At 36.7% G+C, this 23897-nt stretch carries 27 protein-coding genes and 1 pseudogene; 12 read left to right on the top strand and 16 right to left on the bottom strand.

What is annotated here, in order from left to right; all coding sequences use genetic code 11:
- Positions 1–509 precede the first annotated feature (509 nt).
- The 5 genes from tumE to H6F39_RS01650 form a co-directional block, all read right to left on the bottom strand.
- A complete protein-coding gene (gene tumE / locus H6F39_RS01630) occupies positions 510–896 on the bottom strand; it encodes a toxin TumE (RefSeq protein WP_190396087.1) in 387 nt (128 codons plus the stop codon).
- Complete coding sequence (gene tumA, locus H6F39_RS01635; RefSeq protein ID WP_137906724.1) at positions 886–1116, bottom strand: antitoxin TumA; 231 nt, start codon at positions 1114–1116, stop codon at positions 886–888. The genes tumE and tumA overlap by 11 nt, the downstream gene beginning before the upstream one ends.
- A 254-nt stretch (positions 1117–1370) precedes the next feature.
- Positions 1371–3086, bottom strand: a complete 1716-nt coding sequence (locus tag H6F39_RS01640) for a bifunctional serine/threonine-protein kinase/formylglycine-generating enzyme family protein (RefSeq protein WP_190396088.1) — start codon at positions 3084–3086, stop codon at positions 1371–1373.
- A 68-nt stretch (positions 3087–3154) separates the two neighbouring features.
- Positions 3155–3490, bottom strand: a complete 336-nt coding sequence (locus H6F39_RS01645; RefSeq protein ID WP_137906722.1) for a XisI protein — start codon at positions 3488–3490, stop codon at positions 3155–3157.
- Positions 3478–3894 carry a XisH family protein gene (locus tag H6F39_RS01650; RefSeq protein WP_190396128.1) on the bottom strand — a complete coding sequence of 139 codons (417 nt, stop codon included), beginning with the start codon at positions 3892–3894 and terminating at the stop codon, positions 3478–3480. Before H6F39_RS01650 ends, H6F39_RS01645 begins: the two co-directional genes overlap by 13 nt.
- Before the next feature lie 183 nt (positions 3895–4077).
- On the opposite strand from H6F39_RS01650, the pseudogene cobA reads away from it, so the two are divergent.
- Positions 4078–5730: pseudogene (cobA, locus tag H6F39_RS20540) on the top strand (uroporphyrinogen-III C-methyltransferase).
- On the top strand, positions 5730–6320 hold the full coding sequence (gene coaE, locus H6F39_RS01665) for a dephospho-CoA kinase (protein WP_137906720.1): 591 nt from the start codon (positions 5730–5732) through the stop codon (positions 6318–6320). Before cobA ends, coaE begins: the two are co-directional and overlap by 1 nt.
- 82 nt (positions 6321–6402) lie before the next feature.
- Here coaE and H6F39_RS01670 read toward each other — a convergent pair whose 3' ends face one another.
- Both H6F39_RS01670 and H6F39_RS01675 read right to left on the bottom strand, forming a co-directional pair.
- Complete coding sequence (locus tag H6F39_RS01670) at positions 6403–7797, bottom strand: TldD/PmbA family protein (RefSeq protein ID WP_190371154.1); 1395 nt, start codon at positions 7795–7797, stop codon at positions 6403–6405.
- Positions 7798–7954: 157 nt separating this feature from the next.
- Positions 7955–8371, bottom strand: a complete 417-nt coding sequence (locus H6F39_RS01675) for a deoxyribodipyrimidine photo-lyase (RefSeq protein WP_137906779.1) — start codon at positions 8369–8371, stop codon at positions 7955–7957.
- A gap of 538 nt (positions 8372–8909) precedes the next feature.
- Here H6F39_RS01675 and H6F39_RS01680 point away from each other — a divergent pair.
- The 6 genes from H6F39_RS01680 to H6F39_RS01705 all read left to right on the top strand — a co-directional run bounded on the left by H6F39_RS01680 (position 8910) and on the right by H6F39_RS01705 (position 11118).
- Complete coding sequence (locus H6F39_RS01680) at positions 8910–9173, top strand: hypothetical protein (protein WP_137906718.1); 264 nt, start codon at positions 8910–8912, stop codon at positions 9171–9173.
- 136 nt (positions 9174–9309) lie between these two features.
- Positions 9310–9567: a hypothetical protein gene (locus H6F39_RS01685; protein WP_137906717.1), complete on the top strand. Its 258-nt coding sequence runs from the start codon at positions 9310–9312 to the stop codon at positions 9565–9567.
- Between the two features lie 118 nt (positions 9568–9685).
- Positions 9686–9994 carry a DUF3181 family protein gene (locus H6F39_RS01690; RefSeq protein ID WP_137906716.1) on the top strand — a complete coding sequence of 103 codons (309 nt, stop codon included), beginning with the start codon at positions 9686–9688 and terminating at the stop codon, positions 9992–9994.
- Positions 9995–10057: 63 nt separating this feature from the next.
- Entirely contained in the window at positions 10058–10276 is a 219-nt protein-coding gene (locus tag H6F39_RS01695) for an acetyltransferase (protein WP_137906715.1), read from the top strand.
- A gap of 102 nt (positions 10277–10378) precedes the next feature.
- Positions 10379–10795 carry an element excision factor XisH family protein gene (locus H6F39_RS01700; RefSeq protein WP_137906714.1) on the top strand — a complete coding sequence of 139 codons (417 nt, stop codon included), beginning with the start codon at positions 10379–10381 and terminating at the stop codon, positions 10793–10795.
- A complete protein-coding gene (locus tag H6F39_RS01705) occupies positions 10783–11118 on the top strand; it encodes a XisI protein (RefSeq protein WP_028083321.1) in 336 nt (111 codons plus the stop codon). Before H6F39_RS01700 ends, H6F39_RS01705 begins: the two co-directional genes overlap by 13 nt.
- 84 nt (positions 11119–11202) lie before the next feature.
- On the opposite strand, the gene H6F39_RS01710 is transcribed toward H6F39_RS01705, so the two are convergent.
- The 5 genes from H6F39_RS01710 to H6F39_RS01735 form a co-directional block, all read right to left on the bottom strand.
- Positions 11203–11664, bottom strand: a complete 462-nt coding sequence (locus H6F39_RS01710; protein WP_137906713.1) for an ABA4-like family protein — start codon at positions 11662–11664, stop codon at positions 11203–11205.
- Positions 11665–11709: 45 nt separating this feature from the next.
- Positions 11710–12762 (bottom strand): cobalamin biosynthesis protein CobW, encoded by a 1053-nt coding sequence (gene cobW, locus H6F39_RS01715; RefSeq protein WP_190396091.1) that lies wholly within the window; start codon positions 12760–12762, stop codon positions 11710–11712.
- Positions 12763–13089: 327 nt separating this feature from the next.
- Positions 13090–14094 (bottom strand): pentapeptide repeat-containing protein, encoded by a 1005-nt coding sequence (locus H6F39_RS20545; protein ID WP_242028591.1) that lies wholly within the window; start codon positions 14092–14094, stop codon positions 13090–13092.
- A gap of 171 nt (positions 14095–14265) precedes the next feature.
- Positions 14266–14667 (bottom strand): type II toxin-antitoxin system HicB family antitoxin, encoded by a 402-nt coding sequence (locus H6F39_RS01730; RefSeq protein ID WP_190371152.1) that lies wholly within the window; start codon positions 14665–14667, stop codon positions 14266–14268.
- Between the two features lies 1 nt (position 14668).
- Positions 14669–14905, bottom strand: a complete 237-nt coding sequence (locus tag H6F39_RS01735) for a type II toxin-antitoxin system HicA family toxin (protein WP_190371151.1) — start codon at positions 14903–14905, stop codon at positions 14669–14671.
- A 248-nt stretch (positions 14906–15153) separates the two neighbouring features.
- On the opposite strand from H6F39_RS01735, the gene H6F39_RS01740 reads away from it, so the two are divergent.
- Complete coding sequence (locus tag H6F39_RS01740) at positions 15154–15492, top strand: XisI protein (protein WP_190396092.1); 339 nt, start codon at positions 15154–15156, stop codon at positions 15490–15492.
- Between the two features lie 4 nt (positions 15493–15496).
- Here the strand turns inward: H6F39_RS01740 and H6F39_RS01745 are convergent, their stop codons facing one another.
- Positions 15497–15676: a hypothetical protein gene (locus H6F39_RS01745; RefSeq protein WP_190396093.1), complete on the bottom strand. Its 180-nt coding sequence runs from the start codon at positions 15674–15676 to the stop codon at positions 15497–15499.
- 152 nt (positions 15677–15828) lie between these two features.
- Positions 15829–16545: a heme oxygenase (biliverdin-producing) gene (locus H6F39_RS01750; RefSeq protein ID WP_190396094.1), complete on the bottom strand. Its 717-nt coding sequence runs from the start codon at positions 16543–16545 to the stop codon at positions 15829–15831.
- Between the two features lie 210 nt (positions 16546–16755).
- On the opposite strand from H6F39_RS01750, the gene glmM reads away from it, so the two are divergent.
- Both glmM and H6F39_RS01760 read left to right on the top strand, forming a co-directional pair.
- A complete protein-coding gene (gene glmM / locus H6F39_RS01755) occupies positions 16756–18204 on the top strand; it encodes a phosphoglucosamine mutase (protein ID WP_190371148.1) in 1449 nt (482 codons plus the stop codon).
- Between the two features lie 125 nt (positions 18205–18329).
- The gene (locus H6F39_RS01760; RefSeq protein WP_028084927.1) at positions 18330–18968 is read left to right on the top strand and encodes a peroxiredoxin; all 639 of its coding nucleotides are present in this window, start codon (positions 18330–18332) and stop codon (positions 18966–18968) included.
- Positions 18969–19058: 90 nt separating this feature from the next.
- Here the strand turns inward: H6F39_RS01760 and H6F39_RS01765 are convergent, their stop codons facing one another.
- The gene (locus tag H6F39_RS01765; RefSeq protein ID WP_190396095.1) at positions 19059–19943 is read right to left on the bottom strand and encodes a hypothetical protein; all 885 of its coding nucleotides are present in this window, start codon (positions 19941–19943) and stop codon (positions 19059–19061) included.
- A complete protein-coding gene (locus tag H6F39_RS01770) occupies positions 19927–21381 on the bottom strand; it encodes an AAA family ATPase (RefSeq protein ID WP_190396096.1) in 1455 nt (484 codons plus the stop codon). Before H6F39_RS01770 ends, H6F39_RS01765 begins: the two co-directional genes overlap by 17 nt.
- 324 nt (positions 21382–21705) lie before the next feature.
- Between H6F39_RS01770 and H6F39_RS01775 the strand changes: the two genes are divergently transcribed.
- Entirely contained in the window at positions 21706–23817 is a 2112-nt protein-coding gene (locus H6F39_RS01775) for a TIGR00300 family protein (RefSeq protein WP_190396097.1), read from the top strand.
- The last annotated feature ends 80 nt before the right edge of the window (positions 23818–23897 follow it).

The raw sequence follows: 23897 nt of genomic DNA on the forward strand, positions 1-23897 counted from the left end.
CAATTATCTGAATCTCTTCTTCTATTAATCCATACAATTTATACACTATCTCATCTATCTAGCTTCAACGATAAAATTTTCCAATTGTATCTTAAGTCCAACTATAAAGCAAGTATCTTTACAAATCTTTGCATCGTGTCCCATTTTGCGCGTATCCCGGCTAGACCCTATGAACAGTATAACCCACATTCCGCACCCCCAGGTGTCACAATCGGTAATTATGGCTAACGCCACGCTCCGCTATCGGATTTTTGAATACTTTTGAACTAACGGAATTAGTTGAGTTGCCTCAACATTTTGTTGGACAAGGACGTTGAATGCAATGCAAACACCCAAAGCATATCCAGACCATTGTTTCAACTGAGATAAGGGCATTTTTCACCCTCCTAAATTCACTATAAATAACTAATTTTCTATAAAACTAATTTTCTATAAATAATCTCCTTTTTAACCTATCTTCCGCAGATCCTATGATTAAGGTTTTGTTACATAGTTATAAATTTTCCCGCCTACCTACTTAATAGTCCATTTGCTTCTTTTAGAACTTGAGAGATTTCAGGTTTATCCGCAGCAATCACATCATCTGGTAAATGTTTATGATAGGGAAAGTTTGGTAGATTAAGAAAGTGAGGGGTGCTATCATAACGAAAAATTAGGTAATTATGTTCGTTTTGAAAATGGTAACGGTAATCGAGAAATTGTAATTGATTGTTTGCGACTACGATAGCTTCGTTTATTTCTAGCAAATGTGTTTGATGGAAACGCAATCGAATTTTGATATTAGCTCGGTTGGGAGTTAAAATTTCCTCTTCGTAACGTTCGACATAAACATTACTGTACATAAGAACTACCTGCTCAACTTGATTGAAGTCATCAGATAGAATATTAGGCAGCATAGTTAAATCTTTGATCTAGTTCCTGACGTAAAGCAAGGTAATGACGGTAATCATTTGCCCATTCTATAAATAGGGCATCATCTGATAATATACCTTGATTATATTGGTAAAAAAATTCTTCAGAATCCATTTTTTGTTGGTTTTCACAGATACTTAATCGTTTTGCAACCGCAACTAAAGCATCTAATGGTGATGTGTATTGAATAGTTTGTTTACGCATTGTCTTTTTCAATTATGGATATAAATTTAAAATAACATAACCTCAAAATATAATACAGCAAGTAGCTTTGAGTGAAGTACACTTTGTGCGGGCAAGACTTGTACTGAGTTTGGTCGAAGTATGCCCGCACCACAAGAGTTTTATCATTAATATCTGTACTTCATAATACCGGGAACTGCTGTAATTATAGGAAATGTTGGGTTTCCTGGTGTCAACCCAACCTACTTATTAAAAATATTTGAAAGTGTAAAAAATTAAAGAATCCCTGCACCAGAAACTACCAACCGAAAACCGTTGTCTTTGTTCCTGCGGTCTCCACTATTGTAGCTGCGACTGGCCGAACGGCAATAAGAAGGATTAAGATACCACTGACCACCACGCAGCACACGGTTGTTATTGTTACTCATCCAAGCAATACTACTATTAGGCCAAATAGGCGCGTTTATATAGTTTTCATGCCAACCGTCTTCACACCACTCCCAGACATTTCCGTGCATATCATACAAACCAAAAGCATTAGGGGGAAATTTTCCTACTTCTGTGGTTTGTCCATACTTATTACGATGATTGACTAAATCGGTGGTAATGGTATCACCGAAGTAGTAGGGAGTTGTGGTATTAGCTCTACAAGCATATTCCCATTCTGCTTCACTGGGTAAGCGATATAATTTACCTGTAGCTTTACTTAGTCTAACACAAAATTCCTGTGCGTCATGCCATGATACATTTTCAACTGGAAGATTTGCACCTTGGAAGTGTGAGGGTTTAGACCTTAAATCAATTTTCACCTTGGGTAAATATGCTACCCTTTCCCATTGGGCTTGAGTAACAGGGTATTTTCCCATGTAAAATGGTTGAATGGTAACTTGATGTTGGGGTCTTTCCCTATCATATCCTACTCCTTCTGGTGAACCCATGAGGAATTTTCCCCCAGGTATTGCCACCATTTCTAAAACTACACCATTTCCTAGATTTTCATTTTGGTGAGGATAAACTGGTGGTTTTACTGGTGGAGAAATAAATTGTAAAAATTGCTGGTAGGAATTAGGAGAAACTGGTAGTTGTGGGGCGATAATTGTCGGTGGAATTTGTTGTATTTGCAATGCTGATAAAACCTCGTATGCTGATTGAAACCGATTAATCGGTAAATCCTGCAACATTTTATCTAAAACTATTTCCAACTCCTGACTCACAGAAACATATTGTTTCCATATCCACTGCATTCTCATGGAATCAAATAGTAAATCATCACCGTCAGCTTTGGGAAAATATCCTGTTAATAAACGAATACAAGTTACAGCCAAACTATAAAGATCACTATTGGGAAAAACCATCCCGCGAAATTGTTCTGGTGGTGCATATCCCGGCGTTCCCGTAATCGTTCCCACTCTAGTCAGAACAGTTCCCCCAACTTCTTTAGAAACTCCAAAATCAATTAGGAATAAAGCATCAGTTTGGGAACTTTTAATAATATTTTCTGGTTTAATATCTCGGTGAATGACTTTATTATCATGGACAAATTGTAAAATAGGTAATAATTCAACTAATATCTGTTTAACTTCTGACTCGCTGAATTTTCCTTTTTGTTGTAATTCATCTAAGAGATTTTTACCTTCGATAAATTCCTGAATTAAATATAGTCTTCCTTCTTGGGGAAAGAATGCGAGTAAATCAGGAATATGTGAATGTTTCCCTAAATCTCGCAGTCGAAAAGCTTCTTGTTTAAATAACTCTGTCGCTTTTTCTAAAGCCGCACTTCCCGACTGTTGGGGTAAAAATTGCTTAATTACACAGGGAGTATCTAATCTTTGTTTGTCTACTGCTAAAAAGGTTCTCCCAAAGCCACCTTCACCAATTACCCGCACACTACGATATCGTTCTTGCAATATTAGTTTACTTCCACAACGTTGACAAAATATCGTGTCCGGTGGATTTCGCTGTAGACAGTCGGGGTTAAGACATTGACTCATAGATACTCGTTGGGGCTAATCGTTTGAGTATAATTATACAATATTTTCCATTTTTACCCCAAACCTAATTAATTCACCGCAAAATCACTATATTTTCTTCTGGTTGGTGAATGAAATGCTAAAACAATATCTTGTTTTGGTACTCCTAATTCTAATAAATCTTGAGCAATTCTTCTTTCAGTTCCATTGTGTTGTATCCAAATTTTACCATCTTTAATATCAATATGTAGCATGATTCCATGAATGCGTTTTTCTCCATTCCATCCCACAGTCATTAATTGATAATGATTATGTTCTTTATCAATAATTACCTGTAATTCTACATCTCCATAGGATGGTTTATATTGACTATATTCTTTGAGAATACTTTCAATATAATGCCGATACTTTTCTAATTTATCCATTGAGATATTACCTCCTCGTCAATATTATAAACAATAATTTTTAACTGATAATCAATAATAGCTATCTGAGTAAATTCTAGCTTGAAAAAACTTTCATAAATATCAAATGGGACAGCTAAATATAAAATTCTTTCTGGTTCTTGCCGTCGTAAAATTAAGCGATAATTCAGCAGTTGTCCAAGAGCTTGATGAAAGTCAGAAATTGTGGAATCACCAAGAAAAATTTTGATCTCAACAGCTATTTTTTCATTGTCTTTTTGGGCTGCAAGCATTTTTTCTGCACCCAAATCAACATATAAATCTACTCCTCCAAATTGAATAAATAATGGATCATTTGTAATTGTCCATCCTTCTTTAATTAAAGCATTTTTGACAACATCGTGAAATTTGTCTTTAGCCATTATTTATATTTTTACTATTAAGTAATCTATGATACTTAGTGGGGATGGGATATAAGCAACACAAGTACCATTGTGATCAGGACGAATAACTGTGGTGTAGTCTTGTAAAGACCTGATAAGGATTATATCATGTTTGAGTTACTTTATTATAATAAAACAACCTTTATTTAGGAGTAATTACTAAACATGATTATAAAAATGGGTAAAGTCTATCTTGTTGGTGCTGGACCTGGAGATGTGGCCTATTTAACAGTTAAAGCCTATCGTCTTTTACAAACTGCTCAAGTATTAGTCTATGATGCTTTAGTTGATAGTCAATTATTAGATTGTGTCCCTGGTAATTGTCTAAAAATAGATGTTGGTAAACGCGGTGGTCAACCTAGCACTTCCCAAACTGAAATTAACGATTTACTGGTAAAATATTGTTTAGAAGGTAAACAAGTTATTAGACTAAAATCAGGAGATCCTTTTATATTTGGTCGCTGTCTTTTAGAAATTGCAGCTTTAAAAACAGCCGGTTGTGATTTTGAACTCATTCCCGGAATCTCTTCGGCATTAGCAGCACCATTATTAGCGGGAATTCCCCTCACAGATAACGTTCTTAGTCGTTGTTTTGCAGTCTGTACAGCCCATGAACCAGATACTTTAAACTGGGAAGCATTAGCAAGCTTGGAAACCTTAGTAATTTTGATGGGAGGAAAAAATTTACCAGAAATAATCCATCAAATGATAAAATATGGAAAATCCTATTCTACACCCATTGCTATTATCCGTTGGGCTGGGACACCAAACCAACAAATCTGGACAGGAGAACTGGAAAATATTCTCCAGCAAACCGCTGGTTTATCTCTCTCTCCCGCAGTTATAGTTATTGGTGAAGTTGTGAGATTACGCGATTACTTGTAATCTAACTATAATCTAAAAAAATCTCCTCTTTGCGTCTTTGCTCCTTTGCGTCTTTGCGCGAAACCAAAAATTATTAATGCAACAACCGTGAATTACAATCTTTCCCCCCTCGCTGGTAAAACCATCTTAGTTACCCGTTCCGTCGGTCAATCAAATCAATTTAGCGATCGCTTAACCTCCGCAGGTGCTAAAGTAATAGAAATGCCAACTTTGGAAATTGGACCTCCTAGTAGTTGGGAAGCTTTAGATCAGGCAATTTTACATTTATCAACTTTCAATTGGCTAATTCTCACCTCTAGTAATGGGGTAGAATACTTTTTTCAAAGATTAGCAAAATCTGGTCAAAATCAAGATGCTTTATCTGGGGTAAAAATTGCTGTTGTTGGTGAAAAAACAGCCCAAAGTTTGCAAAAACAAAATATACAAGCGGATTTTATTCCTCCTGACTTTGTTGCTGATTCTTTAGTGGAAAATTTTCCTGAATTGCTAACAGGTAAAAAGATATTATTTCCTAGGGTTGAAAGTGGTGGCAGAGAGGTGTTGGTTAAAGAATTAACGGCCAAAGGTGCGGAAGTAATTGAAGTTCCCGCTTATGAATCTTGCTGTCCTCAAAATATGCCAACTGCGGCTGAATATGCTTTAGTTAATAATACCATAGATATCATTACTTTTGCGAGTTCTAAAACTGTGCTATTTTTCTCCCAATTAACAGCACCTATTTTTACCTACAACCCGGAAATTTTAGCCAGGGTTTCTATAGCTTCCATTGGTCCTCAAACTTCAAAAACTTGTCATTCTATCTTTGGCAGAGTGGATATTGAAGCGGAAGAATATACTTTAGAAGGTTTAACAAATGCTATTATTAAGTATGTAATCAAAGAATCACGAACCACAGAGGCACAGAGATCACAGAGGGATGTATTTAATCACTAATGAATAAAAATTTAATTGGTTTAACTGGTGGTATTGCGACGGGTAAAAGTACAGTTGCTCATTATTTGGCTACGGTTTACAATTTACCGATTTTAGATGCAGATATTTATGCGAGAGATGCTGTGTCTCTTGGTTCTCCTCTTCTATCAAAAATTGTAGGAAAATATGGTAAAGATATTATATTAAATGATGGTAATTTAAATCGAGGAAAATTAGGAGAAATTATTTTTAATCTTCCCCAAGAACGTCATTGGGTAGAAAGTTTAATTCATCCTTATGTTAGAAATTGCTTTGATCAAGCTATTAAGGAATCATCTGCAAATACTTTAATTTTAGTCATTCCTCTCTTATTTGAAGCCAATTTAGAGAGCTTAGTTAATCAAATTTGGGTTGTATCTTGTTCTGAACAACAACAACTAGAAAGATTAATGGCAAGAAATAATTTAACAGCAGAACAAGCAGCAGCAAGAATTAATAGTCAATTACCCATTGCTGAAAAAATCGCCCGTGCTGACGTAAATTTAGATAATTCTTCTAATTTAGAATCCCTTTTACAACAAATAGATATGGTGATAAAAAAGGGTATTTAAAAACCCCTTATTTTCCTTTGCGTCTTTTCTCCTTAGCGACTACCCCTGCGGGATATCTAAAAGAGATTGCGCGAAACAAAATTTAACTTTCTCCCCCCACTACAACATCCTTAATTCGCAAACTCGGACCACCGCAACCCACTGGTAAACCATTTTGTCCACCTTTACCACAACCCCCGGATTCATCCCAGTAAAAATCATCACCAATGGCTTCTATATCTGCGAGGGTTTGGAAGACGTTACCGGAAAGGGTAACATCTTTTACGGGTTCAGCAATTTTCCCGTTTCTAATCATCCAAGCTTCCCCAGCAGTGAAAGTGAACATTTCCCCATTCGTCATTCCACCTAACCAATTTTGGGCATAAACTCCTTCTTTGATATCAGTAAATAAGTCGGGGACTGGGGTTTTCCCGCGTTCAATCCAGGTATTTGTCATTCTGACAATGGGTGAAAAGTGATAATTGAGACAACGAGCATTACCCGTGGGTTGCTCCTCTAATTTACCAGCAGTTTCACGGGAATGCAGTCTACCAACTAATATACCATCCTGAATTAACTGGGTAGTCGTTGCGGGTGTACCTTCATCGTCGTAAAAATAACTACCGCGATGTCCTTCGGGTACAGCACCATCAAATATTTGCAGTTCTTCGGGTCCAAAACGTCTTCCTAAAGTCATAACTTCGAGAATATCCGGGTTTTCATAGGCCATGTCCGCTTCGGAAAGATGTCCGAAGGCTTCATGAACAAATAAACCAGTGAGAATGGGATCAATCACTACGGTGTAAGTGTTGCCTTTGACTGAAGGTAATGATAAAGACGTAACGGCTCTTGCTGCTGCTGCTTTAACTTGTTTGTCTAAATTAGTTAGGTCTTCGTAGGCTTTGCGAGAACCAGTAGTTTCTCTACCGGTTTGTACTGTGTCTCCATTCCTGGCTGTGGCTGCAAAGCGCATTTCCATATCTACCCAAGATTGGTCAATGAAAGTCCCTTCAGATGTGATAATAATTACTCTTTGGCTGCTGTCACTATAACGGACGGAAGTAGTAGTAATACGGCTATCTAATGTTTTCATTAATTCCGTATAGCGATCGCATAATTGTTTTTTCTGCTTCAGCGAAACTTGACGGGGATCAGTACCCAAGATCGGTAATTGACATATTGCTTGGACAGGATCAATAGGTGCGAGTATAGTTTCTTCATCACCAATTATCCGGGCTGCGACGATGGCTTCTTCTATGCGGTCTTCAATGGTTGCTAATTTATTAAAACTACTTAATCCCCAGCCACCTTTATAACAAGTACGAATCTGGCCACCAATAGAAATACCCTCACTGAGAGTTTCCACTTGCTCACCACGTAAGACAATATCTGTTCCTTGGGATTCTTCTAAGCGAATCATCAAATAGTCCACACGGGAAGAGTAACGGGAAATTAAATCTGAGAGGAGATTTTGAACATCAGTAAGTTTGGTTGTCATTGCAAAATTCACTATCAGTAGGTTGGCGTTAAAAATTGTCGTTATGACAAGGGAACAGGGAACAGGGAACAGGGAACAGGGAACAGGTTTTGGGCAACTTTACTTTTCGTTACTTATGTCGTTTTTTTCCCTTCACCTACTTAAACTACATTTATTTTTACTCAAAAACATATTTTTCTGCTACTTTCCAATACCGGGAAAACCGCTTTAAATCAATATATCCATCATATTCAAAAAACGGTTCTACAGCAAAAACTTCCAATTTTGCAGACTTTTCAATTTGATCACAAATATCACTAAAGAGGGGACTGGGGCTATCTGTAGTCACCACATGATTAGTATTATGTTCTTGAGCAAACGCTAAAACTTCTGCTGCTACATTCCCCCGGCGAATTTCTACGGGTAATTCTAGCAAACATTCGTAAATAAACGTGAGGCGTTTTAATCCAATATGCCACTTGGTAATTAAAGCATCATCCCAAACCCAAAGGGCTGGAGCTTGGGGATATTCTTGAAGTGCGGGGTTGTAGGGACTTAGACAGTCTCCATTTACCCAAACAACTGGTTGATTCATCATCTGTGCTGATCTATGTCAATAGAAGAATATATAAAATCCAATACCCATCTTAAATCATAACGGTGAAGTTGGATCATGTGCAAAGGGCTTAAATCCTTTACATTCCTGTAAAATAGGCATTCTGGCCTCTCACGTGAATTGCGTTGTCAACATTATCAATAAATTTTTGCTCATTTTTAGCAAATCGTAACTATAGATACATACAGTTATAACAACCGTGGCTAACATGATAAAAATATTTGCTGAAAATATTTGATTAACAGGAAACATCAATAATCAAAAAAAACCATTGTTCTTGTTCATCTTTCCCTTTTAATAAAACCAGCTGACAGGAGTTTACCTTCTTAAATAATTTACTTGACAAAATAATCTTTACTGCCTTAAACATCAGGCTCAATAACACTTAATCACAATTTGGTATAACTGAGGACTTAGATGGGGAATCAAAAACACCTTTGTGGTAATTTCCCAAACTACTGAATATCCGCAGTTAACCTCCTGGTGATATTTCAGCTAAACAATCAAGGAGTTAACCATGGTTCGACAAATGTGCTGGTTATCTAAGTCTAACGGTGATGATGAAAAGATTTTGTACTTGCAAACTGCATCTGGACAACCTTGGCGGCCTTATACAGCTTTTCCTCAAATTTCAGTTCCAGATCATCGCGTTCCTCGCGGTTCCAAGGGTTGGGCTACTTATCAAAAACTCTTAAAAGCAGGTTGGACTTTAGTACCTAGTGCTAGAGGCAGCGAATTTGGCGAAAGTTGTTATACAGAGTCAACAGTGCAGATTTCATAACCCATACTACCATCTCTGGATTCTTTGCGCCTTTGCGTCTTGGTGCGAAATAAATTCATCAGTTACACCCGCAAGACCTTACAATAGATAGGGTGTGTTAACTGTTGTCAAGAACATTTAGAGAACATTTATATTTATGCCCCCTCGTTGGCCTCGCAAACCAGACCGCAAAGATCCAGAGTTTCGTAAACTAGATGATCGCATGAATTTTGCTGTTCATGTCGGTATTTGTGCAACTGTGACTTCGGGATTGTGGTTTTTCCACATTTTGAAAAATACTCCCTGGGAATGGCTACCAGGGTTAACAATTGGTTGGATAGGAGTATTAATACTGCATCTAATTTACATTGGTGCGATCGCTAATTACGATCAAACTCCACCAAAATCTACCTAAAGAATGAAAATTAAGCTAGGGTATTCTCACCTGTGGTAGTAGCTCAAGTCTAGCTACTTGAGTAATAATGTGAAATAAGCTAAGATATACCAATGTTACTAACAATGAGATTGTATTTATGGCTCAAATCAATACCACAGAATTACTAGAAACCCTAGCCGCAGAAATTGGTGAAAGTGTTTATATAGATATTGCTAAATGGCATCTTTATTTATCCGATGCCAGATTGCATAAGATTGTGGCTGAAAAGTTGTATCCTTTAATTACTTCTTGTGCTGTCAATGAAGATCAAGTAATTGCAGTTTTAGAATCTATTACCGTCAAAGTCGGTGGTGGGAGAAAGGAACTATCTTTAATTGATTTATTACCATTACAATGTCAAGTAGCCTTAGTGGATATCTTAGAAAAATATCAACGGGAAATATAATCTTTACTTTCTTACCATTCCCATTGGCAGATTTACACATTTGAATAATGGAGGTTGATCAAAATGTTTTTACAAATCAAAGATAGCCGCGATTTGGTGAAAATAGTTGATGTTCAAGAACTATTTGACCCCACTATTAAAATCGTCCATGCCCAAGATCAAGAAGGACAAGAAGAACAGGAAACGGACACTTATAAAAAGGAAGAATTAATATTTCCCTCTGGGGAAAAATTACCGCGTTGTTGGTTAGATGCCCATTATAGAGAGACTTGCTTAACTTGATTTTAATGATGTAGGGTGATTTGGTTCACCCTATGATTATAATATTATGATTATAATATCATGGGTCTTAACCCTATAAATTGGATTTGAGATTAACTATAAATGCCAGCCAAAGATATTTATCACAATACAGTTAAAACCGCCTTAGAAAAAGATGGATGGAAAATTACTGATGATCCCTTTAAACTAAAGTGGGGTTTAAGAGAATTATTTGTTGATTTAGGGGCAAAAAAATTACTAATTGCTGAAAAAGCAGAACGGAGAATTATTGTAGAAATTAAAAGTTTTATTAATCCATCGGCGATCGCTGATTTGCAAAATGCACTAGGACAATATCTTTTATATACAGACATATTAGAAGAAAGTGCAAATGAATATTTATTATATTTAGCTATTCGTGAATCAACATATAAAGAAATTTTTTCTGAACCTATTGGTACACTAGTTTTGAAAAAACATAAAATCCACCTACTTATTTTTGATCCCACCCAACAGGAGATTACACAATGGATAGACTAAATGAATATCAACAAATTATCCAGGAAGTATTAACTGAATATGCAGCAATTCCTTATTACCACAGAGAATTGCAAACAGAATTAATTATTGGTAAAAACGATAAAGATTATTTATTAATAACTTCTGGTTGGGAAAAAAGTGTGAGAGTTCATGCTTGTATTGTCCATATACAAATTATTAATAGTAAAATTTGGATTCAAAGGGATGGAACAGAAGATGGAATTGCTAACGATTTAGTTAATGCTGGTATTCCTAAAGATCAAATTGTTTTAGGTTTTCATCCCTTGGAAATTCGTCCTTATACAGAATATGCTGTGAGTTAAAAACAAAAATAGATCCCCGACTTCTCTCAGAAGTCTCGGATCTAAATAAATTGATTTAAATTGATTGTCAAGTAGTGAACTTAACTAAACCCCTACTTTTTCTTCTTCTGTTACACCCTCAGCACCTTGAGAAAAAGCTTTAGAAATCCAATAGGTGAAAATATGAGAAAGTACACCTAAAGGACCTGCAAATAAACACAAAGCTATCGAGTGAATTGTCCAAATGCCGGTTTTTTGTCCTTGCCAATAAATCCATCTTCCCACAAATAAATCCATGACTAAAAAATGAATCCAACCTGTAGCAGCAGCAGTTTCATTACTAAAAAACTTGGCTATATCTGCTAATTGAGGATTTGATAAAGCAGCAGCATTTTCTGGAGTAATGCTAGTGACAAATAAATACAAATACCCAGCAGCTAAAACCACAAAAGGTAGATAAGATTCCATGACCTTGCGGGTGACATTCCAGTTAGGTAAAAGAATCATCAAAGCCCAAAAAGGCAAAACAAAAACATTCGCAACATTAAACAAATCTGTGGTATTCATAAGATTAGGTGACAGTTGACAGTTGACAGGTGACAGTAATGAGACTTACAAAGTTACTAATTGAGATTCTATTGCTGAAGATTGTAAATTACGACCGATAAAAACTAAACTGGTTTGTTTTGCTTCTTCTAGTTTCCAAGGACGATCATAAAATTTATCAAATCTATTCCCTACACCTTGCATAACTAACCGCATGGGTTTATTAGCAACAGCTACAAATCCTTTAATACGGTAAATTTCTTGTTCCTGTGCTAGTTTTTCTAATCTTGCTTGTAGCTTTTCCGGGTCAAAAGTCCGGTTTAAAATCACGTGAGTTGAGTTAATTTCATCATCATGATCATGGTCTTCCTCCGTGTCGTGGTGACTAGGACGATTATCTAAATTATCTTCAACTGCGGCTGCAAATCCTAATAAGATAGATGGGTCTAATTTACCATAATCACTAGCGACAATTTTCACAACTCTCGGTAATTCCTTCTTGACTAATTCTAAAACTTCCGCTTGAGTTTGGCTATCAACTAAATCAGTTTTATTCAAAATCACTAAATCAGCACAAGCCAGTTGATCTTCAAACAATTCTTGTAATGGTGTTTCATGTTCTAGACTATCATCTTCTTGTCTTTGGGCGGCTATAGCATCTAAATCACTAGCAAAAGTTCCCGCAGCAACCGCAGCACAATCTACTACTGTAATTACTGCATCTACTGTAGCAGCATTGCGAATTTCTTGCCAACGAAAGGCTTTAATTAAAGGTTTCGGTAAAGCCAACCCAGAGGTTTCAATGATAATATAATCAATACTATCGCGGCGTTTAATTAATTCCCGCATAGTCGGGTAAAATTCCTCTTGCACGGTGCAGCATAAACAGCCGTTTGTCAGTTCAAATATGTTAGTATTTTCTGGAGTTTCTTGTACTTCATCTTCCGGGCAAATTTGACAGGATTTTAATAATTCTCCGTCTATTCCCAGTTCACCAAATTCGTTGACTAATACTGCTATGCGTCGTCCTTGGTTGTTTTGGAGGAGGTGACGGATAATGCTGGTTTTACCGCTTCCTAAGAAGCCAGTGATGACGGTAACGGGGATCTTTGTAGCCATGTTTTGTGTGTAGTTTTGAAATCAATTTTACCATATATTGTCTAACCCCTCTCCAAACCTCTCCCCGCACCCCTCCCTGACCCTCCCCTACAGGGGAGGGAAAAGGAGCAGTTTTTATGATTGGAGAGGCTTAAATCCCAATAGAGTTTTGTAAAGAGTTTATTAAGCCCTTTTCTCTGTGTTCTCTGTGCCTCTGTGGTTTGTTTTAAAAAAGAGATTTATTTTAACTGAAAAGTATTGGCTGAAATACTTAATTTAATATTACTAATTATTAGTTTAAAAGCCCCTCTCCGTGTCGGAGAGGGGTTGGGGTGAGGTCAGATTATTTTAAGAATATCCAATATCTATCATGTTGAAAAATTCCTGCACTACTTCATCAGGATTGTTATAACATCTTTGGGCATCAAATCTTTCTACAACTTTAATACCGTTCTTCTTGAAAATGCGTTCTCTTTCTTGTTCTTCAACTCTGCGTTCTGCGGTGTGATATGGTCCATCAACTTCTAAAACTCCCCATTTACCGTTATAACAAATGAGAAAATCAGCTTCTTTGTTTTCTCTACCTTTGGGTGTGGTAAGTCGTGCTAAGGAGTTGGGGACAAATAAAACTCCAGTTCGGTCTAATGCTTCAGCAATTTTGATTTCTGTTTTTGATCGGAAACGTAGGTTTTCCCAAGTGTGAATTGTTGAGTTTGCATAAAATTGAACTCCTTGGTTATTAGAAGTATTATCTACATCAATATTTTTTTCTGGCTTATTAACAGTATTATCATTTTCAAGAGTTTTGCTGATAATTAAATCTGTAGTTTCTATAATCTTTTTATATAAACTGGCAAATTCTCCAGGTGCAAAATTACCGTTGATAGGTCGCCGTTCTGTTTTTTCATCATCAAGATAAACATATTCACAAATTACTTTGTCTAGGTTTGTTCCACTATGAATATGCCAATCTCCTATACGAGAACCTGTTAAATTAACCCCACTCAGGTCAGCCCCAAGCAAGCAGGCGATAGTCAGGTCAGCCCCACTCAGGTTAGCCCCAGTCAAGTAGGCTATATTCAGGTTAGCCGCACTTAGGTCAGCCCCAACCAAGTAGGCCATACTCAGGTCAAGCCCAATCAAGTTAGCCCAAATCAGGTTAGCTCCTTTCAGGTTAGCTCCTTTCAGGTTAGCCCAACTCAGGTTAGCTTCACTCAGGTTAGCCCAACTCAGGTCAGCCCCACTCAGGTCAGCCCTAAACAGGTCAGGTCTTATATCTGGATTTTCATCTCTCCACTTATTCCAAACCTCTACCCCTTGCTTCAGTATTGCTAAATGCTCTGGATTTGCCATAATCTAGTTTTTATACCTAAAATTGCCAATATTCGGATTTTAACCTAATTTCATTAAGTTTAATCAAAATAGCGATCGCTTTGTTTTCACAAAAATGCGATCGCTATGAGTATTCATCAAGTTTTTGAAAGTGAAAGTTTCACCAAAATTTTAACTTAGATCAAAACATTTCTACTTAGCATTTACCATGCTTAAAGACTTAATAGCATTTCTTTCACTTAACAAAAACACAAGATATTGATTAAGACTAACTCCTTCTTTCTCTGCATTTTCTGTTAATCTCTCATGCAATGATCGAGGTATACGTAATAAAACCTTACCACTGTATTGAACTTGAGTTGAGGGTAAGGGAATTTCATCCCCATATTCATAGGCTGTTTCTATCCATAAACTACGTGCTTCTTCAATATTAAATAACGTTTCATCTGTTGTTTCTCCCTGAGTCATACATCCAGGAAGGTCTTTAATTTCTGCTACATATCCCCCATCAGGATCAGGGTAAAGTGTAACTGGATATTTCAAATTCAAGTAAAATTCCAGTGACTCACGTTCAGATTTATTTTTCTTAGACATACTACTCCTCTAATCTGAGCAGTTTTACAATCTGCTTAATATAAATTCCTTTTACTTTTTGCCCCTCTTTTTTGGGTACAATTTGTATCCGTCCATCCTCATGACGGAAAGTGTGATGACTTCCTTTAGATCGAACTTCTTCAAAACCAAATGCTGTTAATATACGTCTTACGTCTTCAAATCTTACTTCAACAGGTTGAGAGAGAAATAACTGAATTAGTTTTTCTAGCTGACTCATAAATTAATTTCCTTTTTATTTTCATATTTTGTTTACCTCTCCGTTTATTTTGCTTATAAATATGATATCATATATAGTATCAATGTCAATATAGAATATTTCTACTAGTCTCTATAAATGTAACTATTAGAACATTAATAGCTTTGAATTGACTACAAATAATTACGGTATATAATTAACGTATTGTTTTTTACTAAAAATCCCCACTATTATATTGTATTTGATGATAAAAATGAGGAGATAGTACAATGGATACCAAATTAAAATATCAAGAAATCATCAAAAGCATATTAACAGAAACCGCCGAATATCGCGCTTCTATACCTGATGGTTATAACTCCCAAGTTTTATTTGATGATGAACATGAACGTTATCTAGTTTTAGATATTGGTTGGAACGATGATCAATATCTACATACCACACCAATTCATGTAGATTTGATTGATCATAAAATTTGGATTCAATATGATGATACAGAGGAAGGTATTGCTAATGATTTTATAGCAGCAGGTGTTCCTGCACAGGATATTGTACTTGGTTTTCGTCATCCTAAAATCAGACCATATACAAACTTTGCTGTTAGTTAATACATTATTGGTTATTTTCCCTGCGAACTTCTCGCACAATTTTACAAATCTCTTCTGTTGTCAAAGGATGAGGATCATTTACTGCTTCTCTTCTTTTCCTTAATTCATTCCAATCAAATTTAGCAGCTTTTTTTAAAAAAATACCATCTTCGGTGATGGTAACTGAATATTTTTCACCATTCACAAATTGTTCTCGAATTTGATGATTCTAAATTGGGGTAATCTCCCTCTGGTTGCTTTCATGCACATAAAAACAATCACAGGGAAATTACCCCCAGTTATTTTAAGTTGAGATGAGTTGAGATGAGTTGAGAAAAGTTAATATTTCTTAACTCATTACTCAGCAGTTACCAATTCAGTGCTACCTTTTGTCCGTTTTCGGGTTAAGGTGTTGTAAACCATGATCCCAATGGATTTAATTAAATTACCTTCCAATTCTTGGAACATCTTCATGTTCACACCAAAGGCGGCATTTGCTTCTTCTACAATGCGATCGCCTGTGGTATCATCAATGGGCATAGCATCCAAATTTTGCCGATATTCCGCTTTAAATGCTTTCTCGTCGCTAATATCTGCAAATTCATAAAAGGCTGTCCCTTCCCCTTCACCCAATTTCATCGCAGTTTGAGCAATACCTTTGAGAATTTGTCCCCCCGATAAATCACCTAGATAACGGGTATAGGAATGAGCAATTAATAATTCTGGTTCGGTAGCAGAAATTTCCCGAATACGGTTGACATAGGCCGCACCCGCAGGGGACAATTTAATTTGTTCCCGCCAAAGTTTGCCATAGTAGTAAGTTAAATCCTGTTCTAGGGTCTGCTTGCGGTTAAGTTGGGGAAAGTAAATTTTACTCAACACCGGGTGATGTTTGTGTTTTTCCATCTCCTCTTCCATGGCTGAGTAAATAAAGTAAAAGTTAGCAACCAACTTGCGGTAGGAGTTTTTTTCCACAACTCCTTTCAAAAAACACTTGACAAAACCCACATTTTCTGCCATTGTATGTGCTTTCTTTGTCCCTACACGTAATTTGCTTGCTAAATTGCTGCTCATATTAAAATTCTCAACTGTAAAAAAATTAACTTCTGGAGTTTTCTGAACATAAGGGTCAAAAAATCCCATTAAAAGGTTAGATTAGAACTATTTGATGAGAATTTATATTAAAAATCATTAAGCAAGGAAACAACATCTTGTTTCACCAGGGTCGAGAATGATCAAAAAAAATGCTATTCTCCTGTGTAATTATCTGGGGTTCTTAAACTTATGGTTTCATCAATGGTTCAGACTCAAGGCTGTATTTCCGAATTGGTGACAAAGGTAGAAAATAGTTGGATGTTAAATTCCATACCGTTACCAGCTAATGCTTTATTCGGTACAGACGGTATTCGTGGTCAGGTGGGAGAACTGCTAAACGCGCCCTTAGCCTTACAAGTGGGTTTTTGGGCAGGTATGGTTTTAAGTAGTCATGCTACCTATCCAGGACCGATTATTCTGGGACAAGATTCCCGTAACTCTAGTGATATGTTAGCCATGGCCTTGAGTGCTGGCTTAACCGCAGCAGGGTTAGAAGTGTGGTATTTGGGATTATGTCCTACCCCTTGTGTAGCCTATCTGGCCAGCACCACTAACGCCATTGGTGGAATCATGATTTCCGCCAGCCACAATCCACCAGAAGACAATGGAATTAAAATATTTAATGCAGATGGTGGTAAGTTACCCCAAGCCGTACAAATGGAAATTGAGGCGGGATTACGTGGTAAATTATCCCTGGATTTTAGTATAAATAATTGCGGTAGACATTATTACCGTGCGGAGTTAATCAAGGATTATAGTCAAGCTATACAAGCACCTTTACAGTCGGGACCGAATCTGCAAGGGATGAAGATTGTTTTAGATTTAGCTTGGGGGGCGGCGGTAGGTTTAGCACCAGCGGTATTTACGGAAATGGGTGCGGAGGTAATTTGTTTACATAATGAAGCAAATGGCGATCGCATTAATGTTAATTGTGGTTCTACTCACCTAGATATTCTCCAAGCCGCTGTTAAAGCCCATCAAGCGGATTTAGGCTTTGCTTTTGACGGCGATGCAGATCGGGTTCTCGCTGTGGATAATACGGGCAGATCAGTGAATGGTGATTATATTCTTTACCTTTGGGGTCGTCATTTACAACAAAAGCAACAACTACCAGATAACCTGATAATTTCCACGGTCATGGCCAATTTGGGCTTTGAAAGAGCTTGGCAACAGATAGGGGGTAAATTAATTCGCACCGCAGTAGGTGATCAATACGTTCAAGCGGAAATGCGGAAAACTGGAGGAATGTTAGGAGGAGAACAATCAGGTCACATTGTTTGTAGTCATTATGCTATGACTGGAGATGGCTTATTAACAGCGCTACATATTGCAGCAGTGGTGAAAGAAGCGAATAAGTCCTTAGCAGAAATGGTAGATCAAAGTTTCCAAACCTATCCCCAAATATTACGAAATGTGCGAGTATTAGATCGTGAACGGCGACTAGGATGGGAAAATTGTCAACCCGTACAACAAGCGATCGCAAAAGCCGAAGCCGCCATGGGTGATAATGGTAGAGTCCTCGTCCGTGCCTCTGGGACCGAACCGGTAATTAGAGTCATGGTAGAAGCCGCTAATGCTGAACTTGTTAACCATTGGACAAATGAATTAGTTTCCCAAGTCCAACAACACCTGGCTTAAAAGTTCAGAAACAACAAACTTAAAATTTTGTTACAAACCACGACATACCGATAGGATAATCGGTCTTTTGTGCTATACTGTCACGGTATAATTTAGATATCTTTTGAGAACACAGGGAATCTTCTATGACTCTTCGTCTTGGTGATACAGTACCTAACTTTACTCAAGCCTCTACCCATGGGGAAATTGACTTTTACGCGTGGGCTGGTGATAGTTGGGTAGTGCTATTTTCTCATCCTGCTGATTTTACACCAGTTTGCACCACCGAACTAGGAACTGTTGCGAAACTCAAACCAGAATTTGACAAACGCAACGTGAAAGCGATCGCGTTGAGCGTCGATGATGTAGAATCTCACAAGGGTTGGGTGGGAGATATTGAAGAAACCCAAAGCACCACCCTGAATTACCCAATTTTGGCAGACCCAGATCGTAAAGTTTCCGAACTTTATGATATGATTCACCCTAACGCAGCGGCTACTGTTACAGTCCGTTCTGTGTTTGTGATTGATAACAATAAAAAACTCCGTCTTTCTTTTACTTATCCTCCCAGCACGGGACGCAATTTTGATGAAATTTTGCGCGTCATTGATTCTTTGCAATTAACTGATAATTACAGTGTTGCTACCCCCGCAGACTGGAAAGATGGTGAAGATGTAGTGATTGTACCATCTTTGAAAGATCCTGAAGTCCTCAAGGAAAAGTTTCCCAAAGGCTATCAAGAAATTAAACCTTATTTGCGGATGACTCCTCAACCTAACAAGTAAGTTTTCATAACAGCAAATATTCTTTCTATTGTAGGGTGGGTTAGCCACTGCGTAACCCACCATTACTTATTTGATTGTCTAATAGATAAGTTAGTTATTAGACTCTAATATTTGCCTATTTGAAAACTTTATTGCTAATCTATTTATCAGATTAAGTAATTCTAATTCATCTTTGATCTTTTGCTGATATTCATTTTCTTCTATATTAACTTCGGTAAATTTCGTATTCGATAATAAAGTTATATAATCTGTTTCATCTGGTAATAAATAATTAATATAAATCCCTTTTCTATCCCTCTTAATTACAAAATTTCTGGAATAATAGTCATCTTCTATACGTTTTGGTAATGCTTTTTTTGTTAAAATCTCTTCAATCAATAAAGCCATTGATTCAGTAATTTCTTGATGATTATATTTATCTGTTATCTTATTTAGCTTGGAAACATAAGGATATAATTCAGCTTTATGATCATATTGAATAGGTAAAATAATAAAACCATTTGCAGCTAACTCCGCTATTTTTTTAAATGGAATTTGTGAATTGTAGGGAGTTAATAAAATTCCTTGACATTTAATTTTGAATTTAGTTGGTAAATGATCAGATATTTCATTTTGTAAAATTTCTTTCAATTGTAAAATTTGTTCAATTCCATTTTCTAAGGAGTTGTGATTCTTTCCTTTCATTTCAATAATAGTACAAATACAAGAATTAGAATCAATATAAAGAGACATATAATCTGGACGCTTTAATGCTTGATTTTTGATTAGAGGATCATTTCTTCTATCTATTTCAAATAAAATACATAGAGATTTATTTTGAGAATCTAACGTTATTCTAAAATGTACTCCACTTTCTTTAGGAACAATTCTTCCTGGTACTGTACAGAACACTAGCAGATTTTCTAAAAAGTTAAAATTTTGCCAGTCAAGTTTATCTTTTTTATCCTGAAGATTAGAATTATTCTTCTGTTTCATCTGCTTTTTCTTGTCCTGCTTGATAAATTTCAAAAAACTTTTGTTGAATATCTACAGCAACATCACTTAAAGTATCCCATCTAATGCCATAATCTGGATCATTTAATGAAACTAATTTATTATCTTTCATTTCATACGCGCTAACTTTATCTATAGGTAAAAATGCTCTTTCATCTTGAAGATATAAAGATGAAGATTGACGTTTTAATATTTCAGGATTTTCATGATTACCATTAACTAAATTATTCAAATGTGCCATAACATAAGGACTATGAGTTGTGAGTAAAATTCTCACACCAAGATTAACAAGGATAGATAATGATTCCAGCAGCTTGGCTTGTGATTCTGGGTGTAAGTTCATCTCTGGTTCATCTATTACCAGAAAATCACCTTTACTTGCACGAAATCTTAAATATAAAAGCAATGGTGCAAGTTGTTTAATGGAAGAAGAAGCATTATATAGATCAATTTCTAAGTCCGTCTTAACTAAAACTTTTATTTCTTTTCCACCTAGTGGAGTAGACTTTAAGATGGTTTGGTTTTTATTTTGTAGTTGGTTTTCAATTACATCTGCTAACTTCTGAAATTCATTTTTACTACTTGTTGAATATATTTTATCTATTTCTTCTTCATCTTCAAGGTTTATATCAGATAAAAAATCTAAAAAATCTTCTACAGGTTGTGGATAACGAATATCTTTTGACTGTTTAATTAAGTCAAAACCTTCTTGATTAGTTGCAAGCCATAACTCTCTTTCTTTTTGTTTCAGTATTCGATATCTTTTCGTCTCAAGTATTTTATATATATTTATAAACGCATTTCTTTCAGCAGGAAAAGGAAAAACATTAGAAAAAAGCACTTGCTTAACACTCAATATAAATACTAAATCAGGATGATCGCTAAAGTGGTTTAGCATCTCTCTAAATTTTAACGTTATACTTTTATTTATTTCCTCATTTTCTATTTCCATTTTAAAAAACAAAACATTATCTTCTCTTGTAATTCTCAAGGAAGTTTCATCTGTCAAAGGGATAGCACCTCGCTGAATTAATTGATTGATCGCAGTTTCTACTTCTTGTCTTTCAATCATCATTGCAAATGATGTTCTTGCAAAAAGTTTACGACTTGAATCTTGAAAAAATGATTCTAAAGCACTTCCTTGAAAATTTTTTGCTGTTTCTTCCGCATCTTTTATAAATAAATCAAGTAGATCATTATCTATTGTCAATGACCAAATACCTTCTCCTTGCTGATTAAGTTTTAAATTATTAAATACATATTGGGGATATACGGTTCTACCAGTACGTTGCCACAAACCATAGGTAGAATAAGCAATATAAGTTTTACCTGAGTTATTTGGTCCAATAATTACTGTCAGAGGACGCAAGTCTAACTCTGTTTCTTCAATAGAACCTAAATTTGAGAATTTGATTTTCATTTTTCGCCTATATTCCAATATAGAAAATCCTATTAAGGATGCTGTTTACTAGTAAAGTATACAAGAATATGCTATTTCATTTTATCTCTAACTTCAATATGCTTTTCCCTAAAGGGTTATTAGCCACACTATAACATCCCCAATAAGACATTTTTACTTTATTTTCTCATATTGTCCCTAGCAGTTATAGAATAATAACGATATCCTTGTAAAGCCTACCAAGAACACAAGGTAGCGATTAAGTAGCAGATTTGACAGACTTGTAACACCAAAACTCTGTATCCAGAAGACATTAGTAGCATTTTAGAAGTTCGTAAAATTTTTATGGTTTCCCAAATTCGTTTTTTGATGTGCGCTCCCGACCATTATGATGTGGATTATGTGATTAATCCTTGGATGGAAGGTAATATTCATAAGTCTTCACGCGATCGCGCTGTAGAACAATGGAATAAATTATACAATGTCATTAAAGATCATGCCATTGTTGATTTGGTCGCTCCCGAAAAAGGCTGGCCTGATATGGTATTCAGTGCCAATGCGGGTTTGGTTCTGGGTGAAAATGTTGTTCTCAGCCGCTTTTTACATAAGGAACGTCAGGGAGAAGAACCGTATTTTCAACAGTGGTTTGCAGAAAATGGTTTTAATGTTTACACTCTACCCAAAGACCTCCCCTTTGAAGGCGCTGGAGACGCGCTTTTAGACCGGGAAGGGCGTTGGTTATGGGCTGGATATGGTTTTCGGTCAGAATTGGATTCTCACCCCTTCCTGGCTAAATGGTTGGATATTGAGGTGATTTCTCTGCGCTTAATGGATGAGCGTTTTTACCACCTTGATACCTGTTTTTGTCCTTTAGCAAATGGTTATTTGCTGTATTATCCCGGTGCTTTTGATTCCTATTCTAACCGCGTTATTGAAATGCGCGTCGCACCAGAAAAGCGCATCGCTATTATGGAAGCTGATGCTGTTAACTTTGCTTGTAATGCGGTGAATGTTGATAGTATCGTGATTATGAACAAGGCCAGTGATGGTTTAAAATCACGGTTAGCAGAGGTTGGTTTTCAAGTTATTGAAACTCCTTTGACGGAATTTCTCAAAGCTGGTGGTGCTGCTAAATGCTTGACCTTGCGGGTTACAGAACCTGTGAGAGAAGAACTACACGCTAATGTATCTGTAGAAAGTCGTGTGGTTCGCATGGAAGGGCATTTACTAGATGCAGGGTTAATTAACCGCGCTTTAGATCTAATTGTGGAAATGGGGGGAAGTTTCCAAGTTCTGAAATTCAACTTGGGAGAACAACGTCAAAGCACTTCCGCTGCTGAGGTCAGGGTATCTGCACCATCCCATGATGTCATGGAAGAGATTATATCTCAATTGATTGATTTGGGCGCAGTTGATTTACCCCAAGATGAACGAGATTCTAAATTAGAACCAGTTTTACAAGCGGGTGTAGCCCCTGATGATTTCTATGTCAGCACGATTTATCCTACTGAAGTTCGGGTAAATGGACAATGGCTGAAAGTGGAAAATCAACGCATGGATGGAGCGATCGCTATTTCTCAAACTAGTAATGGTATAGTAGCAAAATGTAAACTATTGCGGGATTTAGAAATTGGTGAACAGGTAGTAGTTGATGTCTTGGGTATCCGCACTATCCGTAAAGCCGAATCACGAGAACAACGCAACGCCCAAGAATTTAGCTTCATGTCCTCCGGTGTTTCCAGCGAAAGACGAGTAGAATTAGTTGTGGAACAAGTGGCTTGGGAATTACGTAAAATTAAGGATAGTGGTGGTAAGGTAGTTGTCACTGCTGGACCTGTTGTCATTCACACTGGTGGTGGTGAACATCTGTCACGACTGATTAGAGAAGGTTACGTTCAAGGTCTTTTGGGCGGAAATGCGATCGCTGTTCATGATATGGAACAAAATATCTTGGGTACTTCCCTGGGTGTGGATATGAAGCGCGGTGTAGCGGTACGCGGTGGACATAGACATCATCTCAAGGTAATTAATACCGTCCGCAGGTTTGGTAGTATTTCTAAAGCTGTAGAAGCAGGAGCAATTAGCAGTGGGGTGATGTATGAATGTGTGAAAAATAATATTCCCTTCTCCCTCGCTGGTTCAATTCGTGATGATGGACCTTTACCCGATACCCAAATGAACTTGATATTAGCACAACAGGAATATTCGCAAATTATCCAAGGTGCAGATATGATTTTGATGCTATCTTCCATGTTACATTCCATCGGGGTAGGAAATATGACACCCGCAGGTGTGAAGATGGTTTGTGTGGATATTAACCCGGCCGTAGTGACGAAATTGAGCGATCGTGGTTCAATAGAGTCTGTAGGGGTAGTAACAGATGTGGGTTTATTCCTCAGTCTGCTACTTCAGCAATTGGATAAATTAACCAGTCCTTATGTTGCTAATGTAGGTTAAAAAATACCGCTTTTAACATTCTCAATCTTGTGGTGCGGGCATACTTCGACAAGCTCAGTACAAGTCTTGCCCGCCTTTGT

The sequence above is a fragment of the Dolichospermum sp. FACHB-1250 genome (assembly GCF_014696335.1).
GTDB lineage: Bacteria > Cyanobacteriota > Cyanobacteriia > Cyanobacteriales > Nostocaceae > Dolichospermum > Dolichospermum planctonicum.

Bases quoted from the DNA above. Each gene is read 5' to 3' on its own strand.
- H6F39_RS01775 (WP_190396097.1), top strand. From the start codon at position 21,706: ATGGTTTCCCAAATTCGTTTTTTGATGTGCGCTCCCGACCATTATGAT.
- H6F39_RS01685 (WP_137906717.1), top strand. From the start codon at position 9,310: ATGCCCCCTCGTTGGCCTCGCAAACCAGACCGCAAAGATCCAGAGTTT.
- H6F39_RS01690 (WP_137906716.1), top strand. From the start codon at position 9,686: ATGGCTCAAATCAATACCACAGAATTACTAGAAACCCTAGCCGCAGAA.
- H6F39_RS01710 (WP_137906713.1), bottom strand. From the start codon at position 11,664: ATGAATACCACAGATTTGTTTAATGTTGCGAATGTTTTTGTTTTGCCT.
- H6F39_RS01750 (WP_190396094.1), bottom strand. From the start codon at position 16,545: ATGAGCAGCAATTTAGCAAGCAAATTACGTGTAGGGACAAAGAAAGCA.
- tumA (WP_137906724.1), bottom strand. From the start codon at position 1,116: ATGCGTAAACAAACTATTCAATACACATCACCATTAGATGCTTTAGTT.
- H6F39_RS01670 (WP_190371154.1), bottom strand. From the start codon at position 7,797: ATGACAACCAAACTTACTGATGTTCAAAATCTCCTCTCAGATTTAATT.
- glmM (WP_190371148.1), top strand. From the start codon at position 16,756: ATGGTTTCATCAATGGTTCAGACTCAAGGCTGTATTTCCGAATTGGTG.
- H6F39_RS01645 (WP_137906722.1), bottom strand. From the start codon at position 3,490: ATGGATAAATTAGAAAAGTATCGGCATTATATTGAAAGTATTCTCAAA.
- H6F39_RS01735 (WP_190371151.1), bottom strand. From the start codon at position 14,905: ATGAGTCAGCTAGAAAAACTAATTCAGTTATTTCTCTCTCAACCTGTT.
- H6F39_RS01695 (WP_137906715.1), top strand. From the start codon at position 10,058: ATGTTTTTACAAATCAAAGATAGCCGCGATTTGGTGAAAATAGTTGAT.
- H6F39_RS20545 (WP_242028591.1), bottom strand. From the start codon at position 14,094: ATGGCAAATCCAGAGCATTTAGCAATACTGAAGCAAGGGGTAGAGGTT.
- H6F39_RS01680 (WP_137906718.1), top strand. From the start codon at position 8,910: ATGGTTCGACAAATGTGCTGGTTATCTAAGTCTAACGGTGATGATGAA.
- tumE (WP_190396087.1), bottom strand. From the start codon at position 896: ATGCTGCCTAATATTCTATCTGATGACTTCAATCAAGTTGAGCAGGTA.
- H6F39_RS01760 (WP_028084927.1), top strand. From the start codon at position 18,330: ATGACTCTTCGTCTTGGTGATACAGTACCTAACTTTACTCAAGCCTCT.
- H6F39_RS01740 (WP_190396092.1), top strand. From the start codon at position 15,154: ATGGATACCAAATTAAAATATCAAGAAATCATCAAAAGCATATTAACA.
- H6F39_RS01730 (WP_190371152.1), bottom strand. From the start codon at position 14,667: ATGTCTAAGAAAAATAAATCTGAACGTGAGTCACTGGAATTTTACTTG.
- H6F39_RS01705 (WP_028083321.1), top strand. From the start codon at position 10,783: ATGGATAGACTAAATGAATATCAACAAATTATCCAGGAAGTATTAACT.
- H6F39_RS01765 (WP_190396095.1), bottom strand. From the start codon at position 19,943: ATGAAACAGAAGAATAATTCTAATCTTCAGGATAAAAAAGATAAACTT.
- H6F39_RS01640 (WP_190396088.1), bottom strand. From the start codon at position 3,086: ATGAGTCAATGTCTTAACCCCGACTGTCTACAGCGAAATCCACCGGAC.
- H6F39_RS01700 (WP_137906714.1), top strand. From the start codon at position 10,379: ATGCCAGCCAAAGATATTTATCACAATACAGTTAAAACCGCCTTAGAA.
- H6F39_RS01675 (WP_137906779.1), bottom strand. From the start codon at position 8,371: ATGAATCAACCAGTTGTTTGGGTAAATGGAGACTGTCTAAGTCCCTAC.
- H6F39_RS01770 (WP_190396096.1), bottom strand. From the start codon at position 21,381: ATGAAAATCAAATTCTCAAATTTAGGTTCTATTGAAGAAACAGAGTTA.
- cobW (WP_190396091.1), bottom strand. From the start codon at position 12,762: ATGGCTACAAAGATCCCCGTTACCGTCATCACTGGCTTCTTAGGAAGC.
- coaE (WP_137906720.1), top strand. From the start codon at position 5,730: ATGAATAAAAATTTAATTGGTTTAACTGGTGGTATTGCGACGGGTAAA.